At 44.0% G+C, this 13366-nt stretch carries 12 protein-coding genes and 1 pseudogene; 11 read left to right on the top strand and 2 right to left on the bottom strand.

The features are described 5' to 3' along the window. Positions 1-194 precede the first annotated feature (194 nt). The gene (locus tag WC222_09635) at positions 195-1334 is read left to right on the top strand and encodes a branched-chain amino acid transport system II carrier protein (GenBank protein ID MFA6916646.1); all 1140 of its coding nucleotides are present in this window, start codon (positions 195-197) and stop codon (positions 1332-1334) included. Positions 1335-1482: 148 nt separating this feature from the next. Here WC222_09635 and WC222_09630 read toward each other — a convergent pair whose 3' ends face one another. Then, the gene (locus WC222_09630) at positions 1483-2532 is read right to left on the bottom strand and encodes a hypothetical protein (GenBank protein MFA6916645.1); all 1050 of its coding nucleotides are present in this window, start codon (positions 2530-2532) and stop codon (positions 1483-1485) included. Positions 2533-2696: 164 nt separating this feature from the next. Here WC222_09630 and WC222_09625 point away from each other — a divergent pair, with 164 nt between their 5' ends. The 9 genes and pseudogenes from WC222_09625 to WC222_09585 all read left to right on the top strand — a co-directional run bounded on the left by WC222_09625 (position 2697) and on the right by WC222_09585 (position 11848). Further along, a complete protein-coding gene (locus WC222_09625; protein MFA6916644.1) occupies positions 2697-4331 on the top strand; it encodes an NfeD family protein in 1635 nt (544 codons plus the stop codon). Next, on the top strand, positions 4328-4825 hold the full coding sequence (locus tag WC222_09620) for an NfeD family protein (GenBank protein ID MFA6916643.1): 498 nt from the start codon (positions 4328-4330) through the stop codon (positions 4823-4825). The genes WC222_09625 and WC222_09620 overlap by 4 nt, the downstream gene beginning before the upstream one ends. Further along, complete coding sequence (floA, locus tag WC222_09615; protein MFA6916642.1) at positions 4806-5828, top strand: flotillin-like protein FloA; 1023 nt, start codon at positions 4806-4808, stop codon at positions 5826-5828. The genes WC222_09620 and floA overlap by 20 nt, the downstream gene beginning before the upstream one ends. A 2-nt stretch (positions 5829-5830) precedes the next feature. Then, on the top strand, positions 5831-6283 hold the full coding sequence (locus WC222_09610; GenBank protein ID MFA6916641.1) for a hypothetical protein: 453 nt from the start codon (positions 5831-5833) through the stop codon (positions 6281-6283). Beyond that, on the top strand, positions 6280-6963 hold the full coding sequence (locus WC222_09605; GenBank protein MFA6916640.1) for a YggS family pyridoxal phosphate-dependent enzyme: 684 nt from the start codon (positions 6280-6282) through the stop codon (positions 6961-6963). Before WC222_09610 ends, WC222_09605 begins: the two co-directional genes overlap by 4 nt. Positions 6964-7146: 183 nt before the next feature. Beyond that, complete coding sequence (locus WC222_09600; GenBank protein MFA6916639.1) at positions 7147-8421, top strand: dicarboxylate/amino acid:cation symporter; 1275 nt, start codon at positions 7147-7149, stop codon at positions 8419-8421. A 49-nt stretch (positions 8422-8470) separates the two neighbouring features. Further along, positions 8471-9496 (top strand): pyruvate dehydrogenase (acetyl-transferring) E1 component subunit alpha, encoded by a 1026-nt coding sequence (gene pdhA / locus WC222_09595; protein ID MFA6916638.1) that lies wholly within the window; start codon positions 8471-8473, stop codon positions 9494-9496. A gap of 21 nt (positions 9497-9517) precedes the next feature. Continuing rightward, a complete protein-coding gene (locus WC222_09590) occupies positions 9518-10501 on the top strand; it encodes a pyruvate dehydrogenase complex E1 component subunit beta (GenBank protein MFA6916637.1) in 984 nt (327 codons plus the stop codon). Between the two features lie 25 nt (positions 10502-10526). Then, a pseudogene (locus WC222_09585) lies at positions 10527-11848 on the top strand (pyruvate dehydrogenase complex dihydrolipoamide acetyltransferase). Here the strand turns inward: WC222_09585 and WC222_09580 are convergent. Further along, entirely contained in the window at positions 11832-12176 is a 345-nt protein-coding gene (locus WC222_09580; GenBank protein MFA6916636.1) for a hypothetical protein, read from the bottom strand. The pseudogene WC222_09585 and the gene WC222_09580 overlap by 17 nt on opposite strands. Positions 12177-12296: 120 nt before the next feature. On the opposite strand from WC222_09580, the gene WC222_09575 reads away from it, so the two are divergent. Next, positions 12297-13352: a hypothetical protein gene (locus WC222_09575; protein ID MFA6916635.1), complete on the top strand. Its 1056-nt coding sequence runs from the start codon at positions 12297-12299 to the stop codon at positions 13350-13352. The last annotated feature ends 14 nt before the right edge of the window (positions 13353-13366 follow it).

The raw sequence follows: 13366 nt of genomic DNA, 5'->3' as shown, positions 1-13366 counted from the left end.
TGTCCTTTATCCCACGACAGCGTTCTAAACGTATTGCAAAAAATTCAAGAATGGTATATACTAATAGCTATGATTATCAATAAAGCTCTACCTACTACCTATTTAGTCCTAGTCGTCGTGCGCTAGCGCGCACTCTACCCCTCTTGCCTCCGCAACTTTCAAATCAACGTTAATCAAATAAAGGTAATAGACTAATGACTAGGACATCTATAGGTAAAACAATCACATTGAGCTTTGCTCTCTTCTCCATGTTTTTTGGAGCAGGCAATGTGGTTTTCCCTCTCGCTGTGGGACAGGTAACAGGCGCCTATATTTACTATGCACTCTTCGGCTTGTTTTTCACTGCTGTTTTAGTACCCTTCATCGGCCTTCATGCCGCCACCCTCTTAGATGGGTGCCATAAAAGTTTTTTCTCTCCCCTAGGTAGATACGGAGGTTTTCTTTTAGCCGCTGCCATCCTCTGTCTTTTAGGGCCCTTTGGCGTTATCCCTCGCTGCATAGCGCTTTCGCAGGAGACTTTTCATATGTACTTCCCTTATGGAAATGCCCTCACTTTTAATATTATTTCTTGTGTGCTTATTCTGATTCTTACACTGAAAAAAAATCGTATTGTCAGCCTATTGGGCAATCTTATGACCCCTATTCTTATCGGCGTACTTTATTGCATTATTTTTGTAGGCCTTTTCTATGTTCCCGATACAGCTCCTCTCCCAGCCATTTCAGCAGGAAAATCTTTCATGCTAGGACTGACTGAAGGCTATCAAACAATGGACCTTTTAGCCGGGCTTTTCTTCGCATCGTTTATTACGATATGGATGCGTGAACATATGCCTGCCCAAGCATCACCCACCGAAAAGAAGCAGTGGATGAAAATTTCTGCGATGTCAATCACCATTGCTGCAATCCTTATCGCCAGTGTTTATGTTGGATTTGGAATCCTGGCTGCGCGCTTTACCTATGCGCTGGAAGGTGTTCCTCAAGCGCAACTTTTGGGGACGATTGCAGGGGAAGTCCTCGGAATGAATGCAGGATTGATCGTTTGTGTTGCTGTCTGTTTGGCTTGTCTAACGACAGCAATTTCTCTGGCAGGCATCTTTGCAGAGTTTGTGCGTAAAGATGTAGCAAAAAATAAGATATCCTATGAAGCGGCTTTGGTATTCACCGTCGTCGTGACTTTCGGATTTTCTATGCTTGAATTCAATGGGATTGTAGCTTTCCTACAACCTATCCTTTCAGTGTGCTATCCAGGTCTTATCCTATTAACAGGGTATAACTTGTTTAGATACTATCGTAAGCCAAAAATGAGCCTTACTACCCAAGAAAGCGTTCTCTAGTAAGACAACTATCTTTTAAAACATTGTGTAGGATACCAGGACAGGCTTATTCTGGAGATAATTTGATTTTGCGAAGCAAAAGCGTTTTCTAGCATAGGACTTGTCACCGCATTCCTATGCTAGGACAGGCTTATTCTGTAAGGGCACTTCAAGCAAATGATTGGAGAGTTTTTAATTTTTCTCTTATGAAGTTGCGTATTACAATAGCTGCAACACTTACTGTGATCGCCACTGATATCACGGGGTGAGTAGGAGCAAAGAAAATAATAGCTACAGCAGAAACTACATATGCAGTTATGGATGCTTTACGATTGTTCAACCAGGTCCAGACGGACGTATTACTACTTCTCTGAATGGGTCTATCGCGAATAAGAGATAACTCTTCATGTTGGATATCTTCAATTTGCTGGGCGTGTTGCGGAAGTTCTACAGGTGCTTGAGTTTGAATGAAAATAGGTGCAGGAGCTTTTATAGATGGCTCTATAGCTTCTGGTGCTTTTCTGATTTGTTCATCAGTCGGAGGGATCATTGTCGTTATTTGAGGAATAGCCGGCTCTTTACCGTGGCTTTGTTCTGTGGAGCTAGAAGAAGGTGAAGCTGGGGAAGAATGATTTTCTTCGGCTGATGTTCTCGCTTTTTCTGTAGAAGAGGACGCAAGCACGGATGCTTCATTTTTGACATCTTTCAAAACGGCTAAGATAACATTCTCAGTCAAGCAGTAATTAGATATTCCAAGGGAGTTTGTAGTATCTTGTGGATCACCTATATCTCCGTTTTTATGCTGGTATCCAAAGCAGGCGGTGGTAGCATATTGATCCACAGGGAATTGCTGTTGAAAAGCTGATTTTGAGACGAAAGGCATGTTAGCTGTTTTAAATGTAGATTCCGTCTCCACATAATGTCCCACGATGATATGTCCCAGAACGTCATTATTTTCGCCTTTAAATTCCTTAAAGTCATTAGTAAGTTGAGTGAAGTCAGGAGTATCATTATCAAGATTAATCGTTTGAATATAAAGGTGAGTTTTCTGTGAAGTGTCTGTCAAAGAGCTTGGAGTGGAAGTAAAATTATATTTTACTGGGTATAAAACCTGATTGATAGTCATTTTACCAAAAAAGGTTTGAAAATGCTCTTGTGTTCTCTCAGAATTCTCTTTTGTAGCTAAAAATACATTTAAAGATAGTGGGGTTGTAGTCATTTACATTCCTTCTTTTAATTAATGTTGTTAATAATAAATAAAAGATTGTTATTAAACAATAACAATCTACATATTGTTCTCTAAATTTGAAATCCAGAGTCCAAAACTGGCATCTAAACCTTTGAAAGGTTATCTTGCGGAATGTCTAAAAAATTAGGAGCTGCATGCTGACCCGCTATAGGATGAATTTTATTTGTCTGTTTCTATTTTTCGTTTCTTTAAACGGAGCTGAGCCCTATGGATCTGCCCAAGCTGAGTTGATCGAGCATTTGCAGCAGCACATCAAATATTCATCTACTTCACCCAATACGGTGGGATATATTGTTATAGAAGATCATGCCGAGCAGATCTCGCAGTCTACCTATTTGTATGTAAAAAAAGCCTTGGATTATTACAAGAAGACTAAGCCCGCATTCATTATTCTTAAACTCAATACACCAGGGGGCCAGATCTACCCCGCGCAGCAGATCTCGTCTGCCTTAAGAGAGATGGACCTAGTAGAAAAAATTCCCATCGTTGCGTTTATTGATGATTGGGCTATGTCTGCAGGGGCTATGATTGCTTATTCTTCACGATTTATTGCTACAGTCTCTGATGGAAGTATGGGAGCAGCAGAGCCTGTCATCCAATCCTCGGAAGGGGAACTAAAAACTGCTTCCGAAAAAATTACATCCGCCATACGTACCGACTTTGCCAATAAGGCCCGCTATTTTGGACGCAACCCGGACATAGCGGAGGCAATGGTAGATAAGGATATTATTCTTGTTTGGCGTAATGGCAAAGTCGTTAGAGTAGATAACACGGATCAAATCAATTATAAAGGTGCGGACCCGGATGTTGTGATTTCACCCTACGGCAAGCTGCTGACGCTCGATGCAGAGCAAATGCTGAAATATGGTGTGGCGGACTTACTCCTTACGCCTAAAGCAATGCCGCCCATCAGCATATCAGAAATAGAACAGGGACGTTGGCCTGCAGATAAGTTACTGTTATTTCAGTACCCGTTTTTTAAGGAGATGCCCCAAACGACCATTGACGCATATGTCATGGACTGGAAAACCCGTTTTTTTGTTTGGATAACATCTCCGGTAGTATCCTCACTACTCTTTATGGCAATGCTGCTAGGTTTTTATATCGAAATGAATACACCGGGCTTTGGCCTGGCCGGTACTGTGGCAGTGACAAGTTTATTACTTGTCATTCTATCTACATTTTCCTTGGAGCTTGCGAATTGGTTGGAGTTGATCCTTGTCCTAACGGGAATCGGTTTTATTTTGGCGGAGGTTTTCCTAATACCTGCTGCAGGTTTGCTAGGTGTGATTGGCCTAATCCTGTTCCTTGCAGGTTTATTTGGCATGCTTATACCGGCGATAGATTTCAGAAATATCCACTTCGATTGGGATTCAAATACCTTTAACGCCGCAGGGCAGGCTTTTTTGGAACGTCTTACGTGGCTTTGCGGAGCATTTCTCTTAGCGCTGGCACTGATGGCGCTTTTCAGCAGGTATGTTGCCCCTAATGTGGTGTGGCTGAATCGCTTTGTATTAAAGGGGGGCGAACAGGATGCATCCGAGGGATATTTTTCAGGGCCGTCGAGTAAAACGTTGCCGCCTATAGGTACAGTCTGCAATGTCGTCAGTGCGTTGCGTCCTGCCGGGAAAGTGTCAATTCAGGATGATGTTTATCAGGCAATATCTTATGGTACATTTTTGAGTGAAGGTTCCCATGCGAAAATTGTTGGATACCAAGGGGGAACATTAGTGGTGGAAGAAGTTTATACCAAGGAAAATCCTTTATGAATCCGTTTATCTTGCTAGCGTTAGGATTAGTCCTGATCTTTTTCGAATTTTTTCTTCCGGGTGCAGTTTTAGGCATAGCCGGATCATTGTTCGTTATTGCTAGTTTGTTGATCTTTTCCTATGAGGCGTCCTCAGCGTGGGTTTTTGCCCTTTATTTTATTTTTGTGCTGGTCCTTATTTACCTCTTATTTAAGTTCGCTCTGTGGCGTATACGATCCACTAAAAAAGACAACTCTTTCTATTTAGGGACTGACCAGGAAGGATATAAGGCCGATGTTTTTAATACCGCAGTTGTGGGAAAAAGGGGGACTGCTACGACAGATCTAAGGCCGGCGGGGCGTATTCTCGTCGACGGAACAACTTACCAAGCTATTTCGCAGGGAGATTTCATCCCTAAAGACACTCAAATTATTGTGACAGGGGGCGAAGGCCCTACACTTATCGTCAAAATTTACCATTCCAAGGATACATCCTATGAAATTCCTTCTTCTTGATGCAGGTTCGGGTTATGAGATATATTTCTTTATCATCGTCATAGCAATAGCAGCGCTATTTTTTCTTAGTGTCGTCGGAAAATACATCAGCTTATGGTTTCAAGCTTTTGTATCGGGTACGCCGATATCCTTCTTTAATATTATTGGAATGAGTTTGCGTAAGATCCCTCCTAAGATCATCGTTAACGCGCGCATCATCTCCTTTAAAGCAGGCCTTAAAGATATTTCAGTGTCTGACCTGGAGACGCACTACCTTGCCGGCGGACATGTCAGCGAAGTCGTCTTGGCCCTAATTGCTGCTGACAAGGCCAATATCTCACTGGATTGGAAGAAAGCTACCGCTATAGACCTCGCAGGGCGTAACCTTTATGATGCTGTGCAAACGTCTGTCAATCCTAAAGTCATTGATTGCCCGGAAAAGGGGGGAGCTATTACAGGTGTCGCTAAGGATGGAATTCAGATCAATGTGAAAGCCCGCGTAACGGTCCGTACAAACATCGAGCAGCTTGTCGGTGGAGCGACGGAGGAAACGATTATCGCACGTGTAGGGGAGGGTATTGTAAGTGCCATTGGCGGAGCCGACACTCACTTGCAGGTTTTGGAGGCACCCCAGCGTATTTCAAAAGTTGTTCTAGATAAGGGATTGGATGCATCCACTGCCTTCCTTATTCTTTCCATTGATATTGTCGAGATGAACCTGGGCGAAAATATCGGTGCAAAATTACGTGCTGCTAAAGCGCAGTCCGAAATGTTGATTTTCCAAGCCGAGGCCGAGAAACGCCGGGCAATGGCGGTGGCGCAAGAGCAAGAAAATATTGCTAAAGTTAAGGATATGGATGCTAAACTTGTAGAAGCTAAAGCCGCAGTCCCCTTAGCAATGGCTGAAGCCTTGCGTTCCGGAAAATTGGGGGTTATGGACTACCAAAGGCTGATCAATATACAGGCAGATACAGATATGCGTGAGCGTTTAGCCGGACCGCAAGAACCTGAGAAAGGGCGCTAAAGATGGATATTTTCCAACTGGTGGGTTTTGGCATTGGTATTGTTTCGCTTATCTATATGTATAGAAAAAAGAAGCGTGACGAAAGGCTGAAGCAGGAAGATCCTAAGGCATGGGAACGGCAGCAGGAAGAACGGGGCAGCGACCTGAAAAAGCTACTGCGCACGATGGATTTGGATATTTTTGATGATGAAGAGGAAATGGAAGAAGAACATACTCCTTCTCAGAAGATCCTGCATACAGAATCTCCGAAGGCTGTGCCGAGGATGCAACAGCCTACGGTCAAGTCTGTAGCCTCTTTGCCACCGCCCAAGACAGCTCTTTTAATAAAGAGGCCTACACCTTATCAAACGAGAGCCCTAGTCAGAAATCCCCAACGTGTACGCGAGGGGATGATCTTGCGCGAAATTCTCTCGGCCCCTCGTTCTCTTAACCCTTATGATTTTCCAAACCCATGAAACTAGAAAATAAGTACGCACAGATTCTTGAAGAAGTGGACCTGACAGCTCGGACTGTAGGTCGTTCTCCGCAGGAGATCACGCTGATCGCGGTGTGCAAAAACCATACTGTCGAAGAAATTTCTGCAGTACATCAGGCCGGATGCCTTAATTTCGGTGAAAACCGTCTCCAAGAAGCATTGCCAAAGATGGATGCGTTACCGCAAGAGATCCAATGGCATCTTATCGGTACTTTGCAAAAAAATAAGGTTAACAAAGCCTTAGGGCGATTTGCCCTGATTCATTCTGTAGATTCCTTTGAGCTTGCGGAAAAAATTTCGGAAGCTAGTCAAAAGCAGGAACTTAGGACGAAGATTTTGATTCAGGTCAACACCTCTGGAGAATCGACGAAGCATGGATTCACACCGCAATCGTTTGCAGAAATCGTAGAGGAGCTAGCAGTCCTACCTCATTTAGATTTGGAAGGTCTGATGACGATGGCACCTTTGGATGCAACGGAGAAAGAAATTCACACGTATTTCAGCCGATTGCGCAAACTCAGAGATGAAACTCAACTTCGGTTAGGCGCATCGCATCATTTTCACCATCTCTCGATGGGTATGAGCCACGACTTTAAGATTGCTATCGAGGAGGGGGCCACTCTTTTACGTGTCGGTACCGCTATCTTTTCAGATCGGTAGTAAGGTTGGAGATTGTATAATTATTATTTTATTGACTTTAGCAGTATACTTATGTTACAATTAATGAAAAATACGATTTAATTATGTCATACTTCATAAGCTATTTGTGTTGTCTCTAGCCCCCTTCCCCAGCTTTCGTCAATAATCGTTTCAACAAAAAAAATATTTTCATAGGTAACAAACATGTGCGCAGCACACCCACGTAAGACGACTTGGTACAAACCCAATCTTTTTCTAGCGCTGGCAGTCTTGCTCGGCATCGTCGCCGGACTCTGGCCTACGCAAGCAACCACAGTAGCAGCAGAAACAATTTCAGATATTTTTATGAATCTTCTGAGACTTGTCAGCTTGCCCATTATTTTCCTCTCGATCGTCGCGACAGCTTCCAGCATGGAAAGTTTATCGGAGATGAAACTTCTCGGTGGAAAAACAGTCAAATACACTGTGTTGACGACTGTATTAGCTGCTACTCTAGCCCTTATCTTTTATGTCCTCATCGATCCTGTCCGCACGATTCCGGATAATATCATTCAAATGAGTGAAGCAGCCACGGAAGGGAAAGGATATCTTAAGCATTTAATGGGGGTTATACCGTCCAACTTTCTTAAGCCCTTTGTCGAAAATAATGTGATCGGCGTCCTCATTCTAGCGATCCTAATCAGCTTTGCAGTCATCAGCTTACCTCAAGAAAATAGACAAACTTTGCATAAATTTTTCCATAGTCTTTTTCTTGCAATTATGCAGCTAACTAAATGGATTGTGATGTTAATGCCCATCGCTATCTGGGGTTTTGTCGTCCTTTTTATCCAGGAACTAAGCAGCGGATTGGAGATGGAAAGCTTAATGCTTTACCTGCTCGTTGTGGTTTTGGCGAATGTTGTCCAAGCGACAGTCGTTTTACCTATCATACTAAAGATGAAAGGGATAAATCCACTTAAGTTAGCAAAAGCTATGTTTCCTGCTCTATCGCTCGCATTCTTCACTAAATCCTCCGGCGCCACATTACCTACCGCGATGCAGTGCGCTACTGAAAGAGCGGGAATTTCCCGTAAAGTGGCAAGCTTTAGCCTACCGCTTTGCACCTCCATTAATATGAATGGATGCGCAGCTTTTATCCTGACAACTGTCCTTTTTGTCTCCATGAGCCATGGGATGACATACACTCCGATTGAACTCGTGGGTTGGATTTTTATCGCGACAGTTGCTGCCGTTGGAAATGCCGGTGTTCCGATGGGATGCTACTTCCTGGCGACAGCTTTCCTTGCCGCTATGAATGTTCCTCTCTATATCATGGGGATCATCCTTCCCTTCTATACATTTATCGACATGTTGGAGACTTCCATCAATGTTTGGTCTGATGCCACCGTTACAGCTATCGTCGATAAAGAGCTCAAAACAGCGGAATTCACACCTTCCGATACAATTCCTAATAAGGAAGTCGTTGCAGCATTGCATTAATTGATCGCTCGGCTACAATAGGGGCATACTAAAATTTAAGTGTGCCCCTATGCGAGCCAATAAAAAAGCTATCGAATACCACCTTTTTAAAGCAGATAAACCCAAGCTCATCCAAGAGTTGGGGAAAGAAGCGCTACAACAAACTTTGTGGCAGATGCTGCTTATCCGTCATTTCGAAACTCGTGCTGAATCCGCTTATCAACAAGGCAAAATCGGCGGGTTTTTTCATGCCTATTCCGGTCAGGAAGCAATACAAACAGCAGCAGTCAATGCCATCGGAGTGAATAATTGGTGGGTCACCTCTTATCGCTGCCACGCCTTAGCTCTCTTATTAGGAGCTACTCCTAATGAATTAATGGCGGAACTTTATGGACGTACCACAGGTAATGCTCTTGGCCGCGGAGGTTCCATGCACCTCTATACCGAACGTTTACTCGGCGGTTTTGGGATTGTTACAGGACAAGTGCCTATTGCTACAGGCGCGGCTTTCACGATCAAATACAAAAAAATACCCGGCGAAGTCGCCGTTTGTTTTATGGGCGATGGCGCTGTGCCACAAGGTGCATTCCATGAGTCCTTAAACTTGGCCTCCCTGTGGGATTTACCGTGTATTTATGTCATAGAAAATAACCAGTGGGGGATGGGAACGGCTGTCGAACGTGCGAATAGTGTCGACCGCCTAGCCGAAGACAAAGCTCCGGGCTATAACATGAAGGCCTATACTTTAGATGGAATGGATTACTTGGACTGCTACGCCGGATTTAGACACATTGCGCAAGAAGTCCTCGCGACAAATCGTCCCGTCTTAGTGGAAGCAATCACTGAACGCTTCCGCGGCCACTCCATCTCAGACCCCGCCCTTTACAGGACAAAAGAATCTCTGAAAGTATGCATGGAACGCGATCCAATTATACTACTCGAGAAAGCACTGACAGAAGCAGGTATGCTGGATCCGGAAGAATTTAAGCAAAAAGACAAAGAAATAAAAGACCTAGTCGTCGCAGCGATGCAATTTGCCGATGAAAGCCCCTGGCCTTCTCCTGCAACACTAGAAGAAGATGTCTTTGCACCCTAATATTAAGGAAAGAACATTCATATGGGCACACAGACGATAGATTTTAGAGAAGCCTTGCGTCAAGCCATCGATGAAGAGATGGAACGGGATCCCAACGTCTTTATTTTGGGTGAGGAAGTAGGGGAGTACAACGGAGCTTACAAAGTTACCAAAGGCTTATTGGATAAATGGGGCCCTATGAGGGTCTTGGATACTCCCATTTCCGAACTGGGATTTGCAGGCTTAGGCATCGGAGCCGCCATGACAGGCTTGCGGCCAATTGTCGAATTCATGAGTTTTAACTTCTCTTTTGTCGCTGCAGATCAGATAATCTCCAATGCGATAAAAATGTATTACATGTCAGGCAACCGCTTCAAAGTGCCGATTGTCTTCCGCGGACCCAATGGAGCAGCAGCACAAGTTTCCAGCCAGCATTCCCACTGCGTAGAAGCGATTTATGGCAACCTGCCCGGATTGATTATCGTTGCACCCAGCAACGCTTATGACGCAAAAGGCCTGCTTAAATCGTCCATCCGCAATAACAATCCCGTCCTCTTTTTAGAATCGGAACTCCAATACAATGACAAAATGGATCTTCCGACGGAAGAATACTTGGTTCCGATTGGAAAAGCGAAAATCGTGATTCCTGGAACAGACCTAACGATTGTTTCCCACGGGAAAATGGCTGCAGTTGCACAATCCGCAGCAAAAGAGCTGAAAAAAATCGGCATCAGTTGCGAAGTCATCGACTTGCGTACAATTAAGCCGCTCGACATGCCCTTGATTGCAGCTTCAGTGCGGAAAACCGGCAAGTGCCTCTGCGTCGAAGAAGGGCATATCTTTACCGGGATCAGCGCCGAGGTAGGTTTCCAGATCCAAGAGCAATGCTTTGACTATCTGGATGCTCCTGTAGCCCGCGTGTGCCAGCGTGAAACGCCTATGCCTTATTCCAAGGAAATAGAAAAACATACCATTCCTAACGTAGAACGCATCGTGGAGCAAGCCCGACGCGTCGTTAATATTTAAAATCAGTCTATAGCAAGGGTTAACCATGCCTTTTACACTTACCATGCCAAAACTCTCCCCCACAATGGAACAAGGGACTATCGTCAAATGGCATAAAAAAGAGGGCGAATTCGTCGAAGCAGGAGACCTGCTTTTTGAAGTAGCAACCGATAAAGCAACGGTCGAGCATAATGCTCTCGATGCAGGGTGGTTACGTAAAGTAATCCTTCCGGAAAACTCTGAAGCCTCCGTCAACCAAGCCGTTGCCATCTTCACCGAAAATAAAGACGAGTCTATCGAAGGCTATAAGCCCGAAGGGGTCCAACCCCCGGCTGCTATACCTGCAGCACAGCAAAATGAACCCGCCGCTCCGACATCTTCAGGAGAGCCTGCCACTCCACAGCCACAGCAGCAGCAAACCGGTGGGGCAAGCACCTTCAAACAACCAGCCTTCGCTCCGGAGCCGCCCCTTGTAAACTACCAATTTGCTTTGCCTACTCAAGCTGTTGAAGGAAGAATTAAAGCATCTCCTCTAGCCCGATCGCTGGCAAAAGAGCAGAACCTCGACTTGTCTTCTATCAAAGGTTCCGGCCCCGGTGGAAGAATCATGAGAAAAGATTTGTCCGCAGCTCTGCCCAAATCAACCTTAGGGCCTTCTTTGCGTGAAGCTCCCAGCATTGCTCCCGGAACATACGTGGAAGAACCGCTCAATCCCGTACGTAAAGTGATCGCACAGCGTCTGCAAGAAGCTAAAACATTTATCCCACACTTCTATGTGACCCTTACCATCGATGCCGAGCCAATGGTGGCCCTGCGCGAACAGCTTGCACAGGCAAATGCCAAGGTCAGCTTTAATGATATCGTCGTACGTGGCAGCGCTCTGGCATTGCGCAACCATCCGGTCATCAATAGCGGTTTTAATACAGTCAACAACACGATTACCCGCTATCAAACCATTGACATCTCTATTGCAGTGAGTATCCCCGACGGTTTGATCACACCGGTCGTTCACCATGCCGACTACAAAAGTGTTAGCGAGCTTTCAGTCGAGATAAAGAACCTTGTCAAGAAAGCACGCGATGGAAAACTACAGCCTCAGGAATATAAAGGTGGCTCCTTACCATCTCCAACTTGGGGATGTTCGGCGTCAATGAATTCCAAGCAATCATCAACCCTCCCCAAGCAGCCATCCTTGCCGTTAGTGGGATCTTAGATACACCTGTGGTGAAAAAAGGAGCCGTGGTTGCCGGTAAAACGATGAATCTAACTCTTTCCGTCGATCATCGCGTCATTGATGGTGTTGCAGCAGCAGAATTCCTCAATACTCTTAAGAAGTATCTTGAAAATCCGGCTATTCTCCTTTTTTAAGCAGAAAGATATGGAATAAACGGTGGACAATAGGGCTGAAAATCACGCCCATAATAAATAGGAATAGTATGCCGCTAAATAGGGCATACGTTCCTGCAAAGATCTTCCCGCCATAGGTGACGGGGTTGTGAAGCGGCCCCATACCTGACAGCAGCATTGCAGCATTGACATAAGCATCTATCCAGTCCAAATGTTCGAAATGACGATATCCCCACATCCCCATAAAAAGAGATATTCCAATAATGACTAAAGCGAAAAGAAAATTGCGTAATACACGTAAAATGAAGTGGGCTTGAGGAAGAAGGGGCTGATGCGGTTTCTCGAACATTTCAACGGTTTCCCCTAGTTAAATATATTTATTAAATCTTAATGTTTCCTCAATTTTTAATATACATTCATTTTATATAATGAGATCATTAATAATTAAACTAACCAAAAAGGTTTTATCATGACAACCTGTAACAATGCTTATGCAGATCCACAGTACCAAGCTTATCAAGGCTATCCACAGTATTCAGAAAATCAAGGTGGAGTATATCCAGGATATGCAGATTTATCTAATCAAGGTAATAATCAACCCGCAGCACAGCCGGGTTATTATCAACTGAATGTTTTGCCGGCAAGCACTCTGAACCAACAAGAAATTCAGGATCAACTTGAAGACACACTAAATACATTAGATGTTTATCAGGGCAATCCTCAAGTACGTTTTCCACAGCGTATTCAGGTCCTTCAACCAGGTTTTTTTGATAAAGTTATTAAATTTTGTTCTGAAAACGGATTAGAGTTATTGTTCATCTTTGGTCATGTAGTCGCTAATCGCAATGGTGGCGGAACACAAATTCAGACAGGTGCATTCAGTAATAATTCTATTAGTGTAAATGATAACAACAGCGAAAATAATTCCGGTAAAATCCTTCTTGCAGGTGCTGCAGCAGGTGGGGGAATGTTCGCCTTGGGCGCTTTTTACCGTAAGTATACTAATTTAACTCAACAATTGAGTGTTGCATGCTCATTTAAATCTAGGCTGGCAGCGAATTGGGGAAGTTATACACACCAAAGCGACACATATGATAAAATAGTGAGGATTAACGATTTGTATATCAAATCCTTGGAAAATATCATAAGCAATCACCGCTTTGTTGTTGCTGTGGTCGCAGGTATTGCCTTCGGTGGTAGCGTTGCATTATTCGGTTATATTTTCGCAGCCAAAACAGCAGTTACATTTGGTGCTGCCTTAGGTGCAGGTGCTTCTCTTGCCGGATTATTCAAATTAGGATATGGCGATGATTCTGCACAGCATACTAGCAAAAATATTGGAACTATTAATAGGTTATATGAAGAGATTAAAGATACCCTTGCATTTTTGAGTCATCCGCAGCAATCCTACTATACTGTACCTGCAGCTTTTGCCTCTCCTCAACCACAATATCATCAACAACAATATCCACAACATGCGTATGGACAACCATATTATTCACAACAATATCAACATCAACAATAAGCTTAGCATAACTA

Source organism: Parachlamydiales bacterium (assembly GCA_041671045.1).
Lineage (GTDB): Bacteria > Chlamydiota > Chlamydiia > Chlamydiales > JABDDJ01 > JABDDJ01.
This window is presented reverse-complemented; position numbering and strand designations above follow the sequence as displayed.

Excerpts from the sequence above, each read along its gene's own strand:
- WC222_09600 (MFA6916639.1), top strand. The coding sequence starts at position 7,147 with ATGTGCGCAGCACACCCACGTAAGACGACTTGGTACAAACCCAATCTT.
- WC222_09580 (MFA6916636.1), bottom strand. The coding sequence starts at position 12,176 with ATGTTCGAGAAACCGCATCAGCCCCTTCTTCCTCAAGCCCACTTCATT.
- WC222_09610 (MFA6916641.1), top strand. The coding sequence starts at position 5,831 with ATGGATATTTTCCAACTGGTGGGTTTTGGCATTGGTATTGTTTCGCTT.
- WC222_09590 (MFA6916637.1), top strand. The coding sequence starts at position 9,518 with ATGGGCACACAGACGATAGATTTTAGAGAAGCCTTGCGTCAAGCCATC.
- floA (MFA6916642.1), top strand. The coding sequence starts at position 4,806 with ATGAAATTCCTTCTTCTTGATGCAGGTTCGGGTTATGAGATATATTTC.
- WC222_09635 (MFA6916646.1), top strand. The coding sequence starts at position 195 with ATGACTAGGACATCTATAGGTAAAACAATCACATTGAGCTTTGCTCTC.
- WC222_09605 (MFA6916640.1), top strand. The coding sequence starts at position 6,280 with ATGAAACTAGAAAATAAGTACGCACAGATTCTTGAAGAAGTGGACCTG.
- WC222_09625 (MFA6916644.1), top strand. The coding sequence starts at position 2,697 with ATGCTGACCCGCTATAGGATGAATTTTATTTGTCTGTTTCTATTTTTC.
- WC222_09630 (MFA6916645.1), bottom strand. The coding sequence starts at position 2,532 with ATGACTACAACCCCACTATCTTTAAATGTATTTTTAGCTACAAAAGAG.
- WC222_09575 (MFA6916635.1), top strand. The coding sequence starts at position 12,297 with ATGACAACCTGTAACAATGCTTATGCAGATCCACAGTACCAAGCTTAT.
- pdhA (MFA6916638.1), top strand. The coding sequence starts at position 8,471 with ATGCGAGCCAATAAAAAAGCTATCGAATACCACCTTTTTAAAGCAGAT.
- WC222_09620 (MFA6916643.1), top strand. The coding sequence starts at position 4,328 with ATGAATCCGTTTATCTTGCTAGCGTTAGGATTAGTCCTGATCTTTTTC.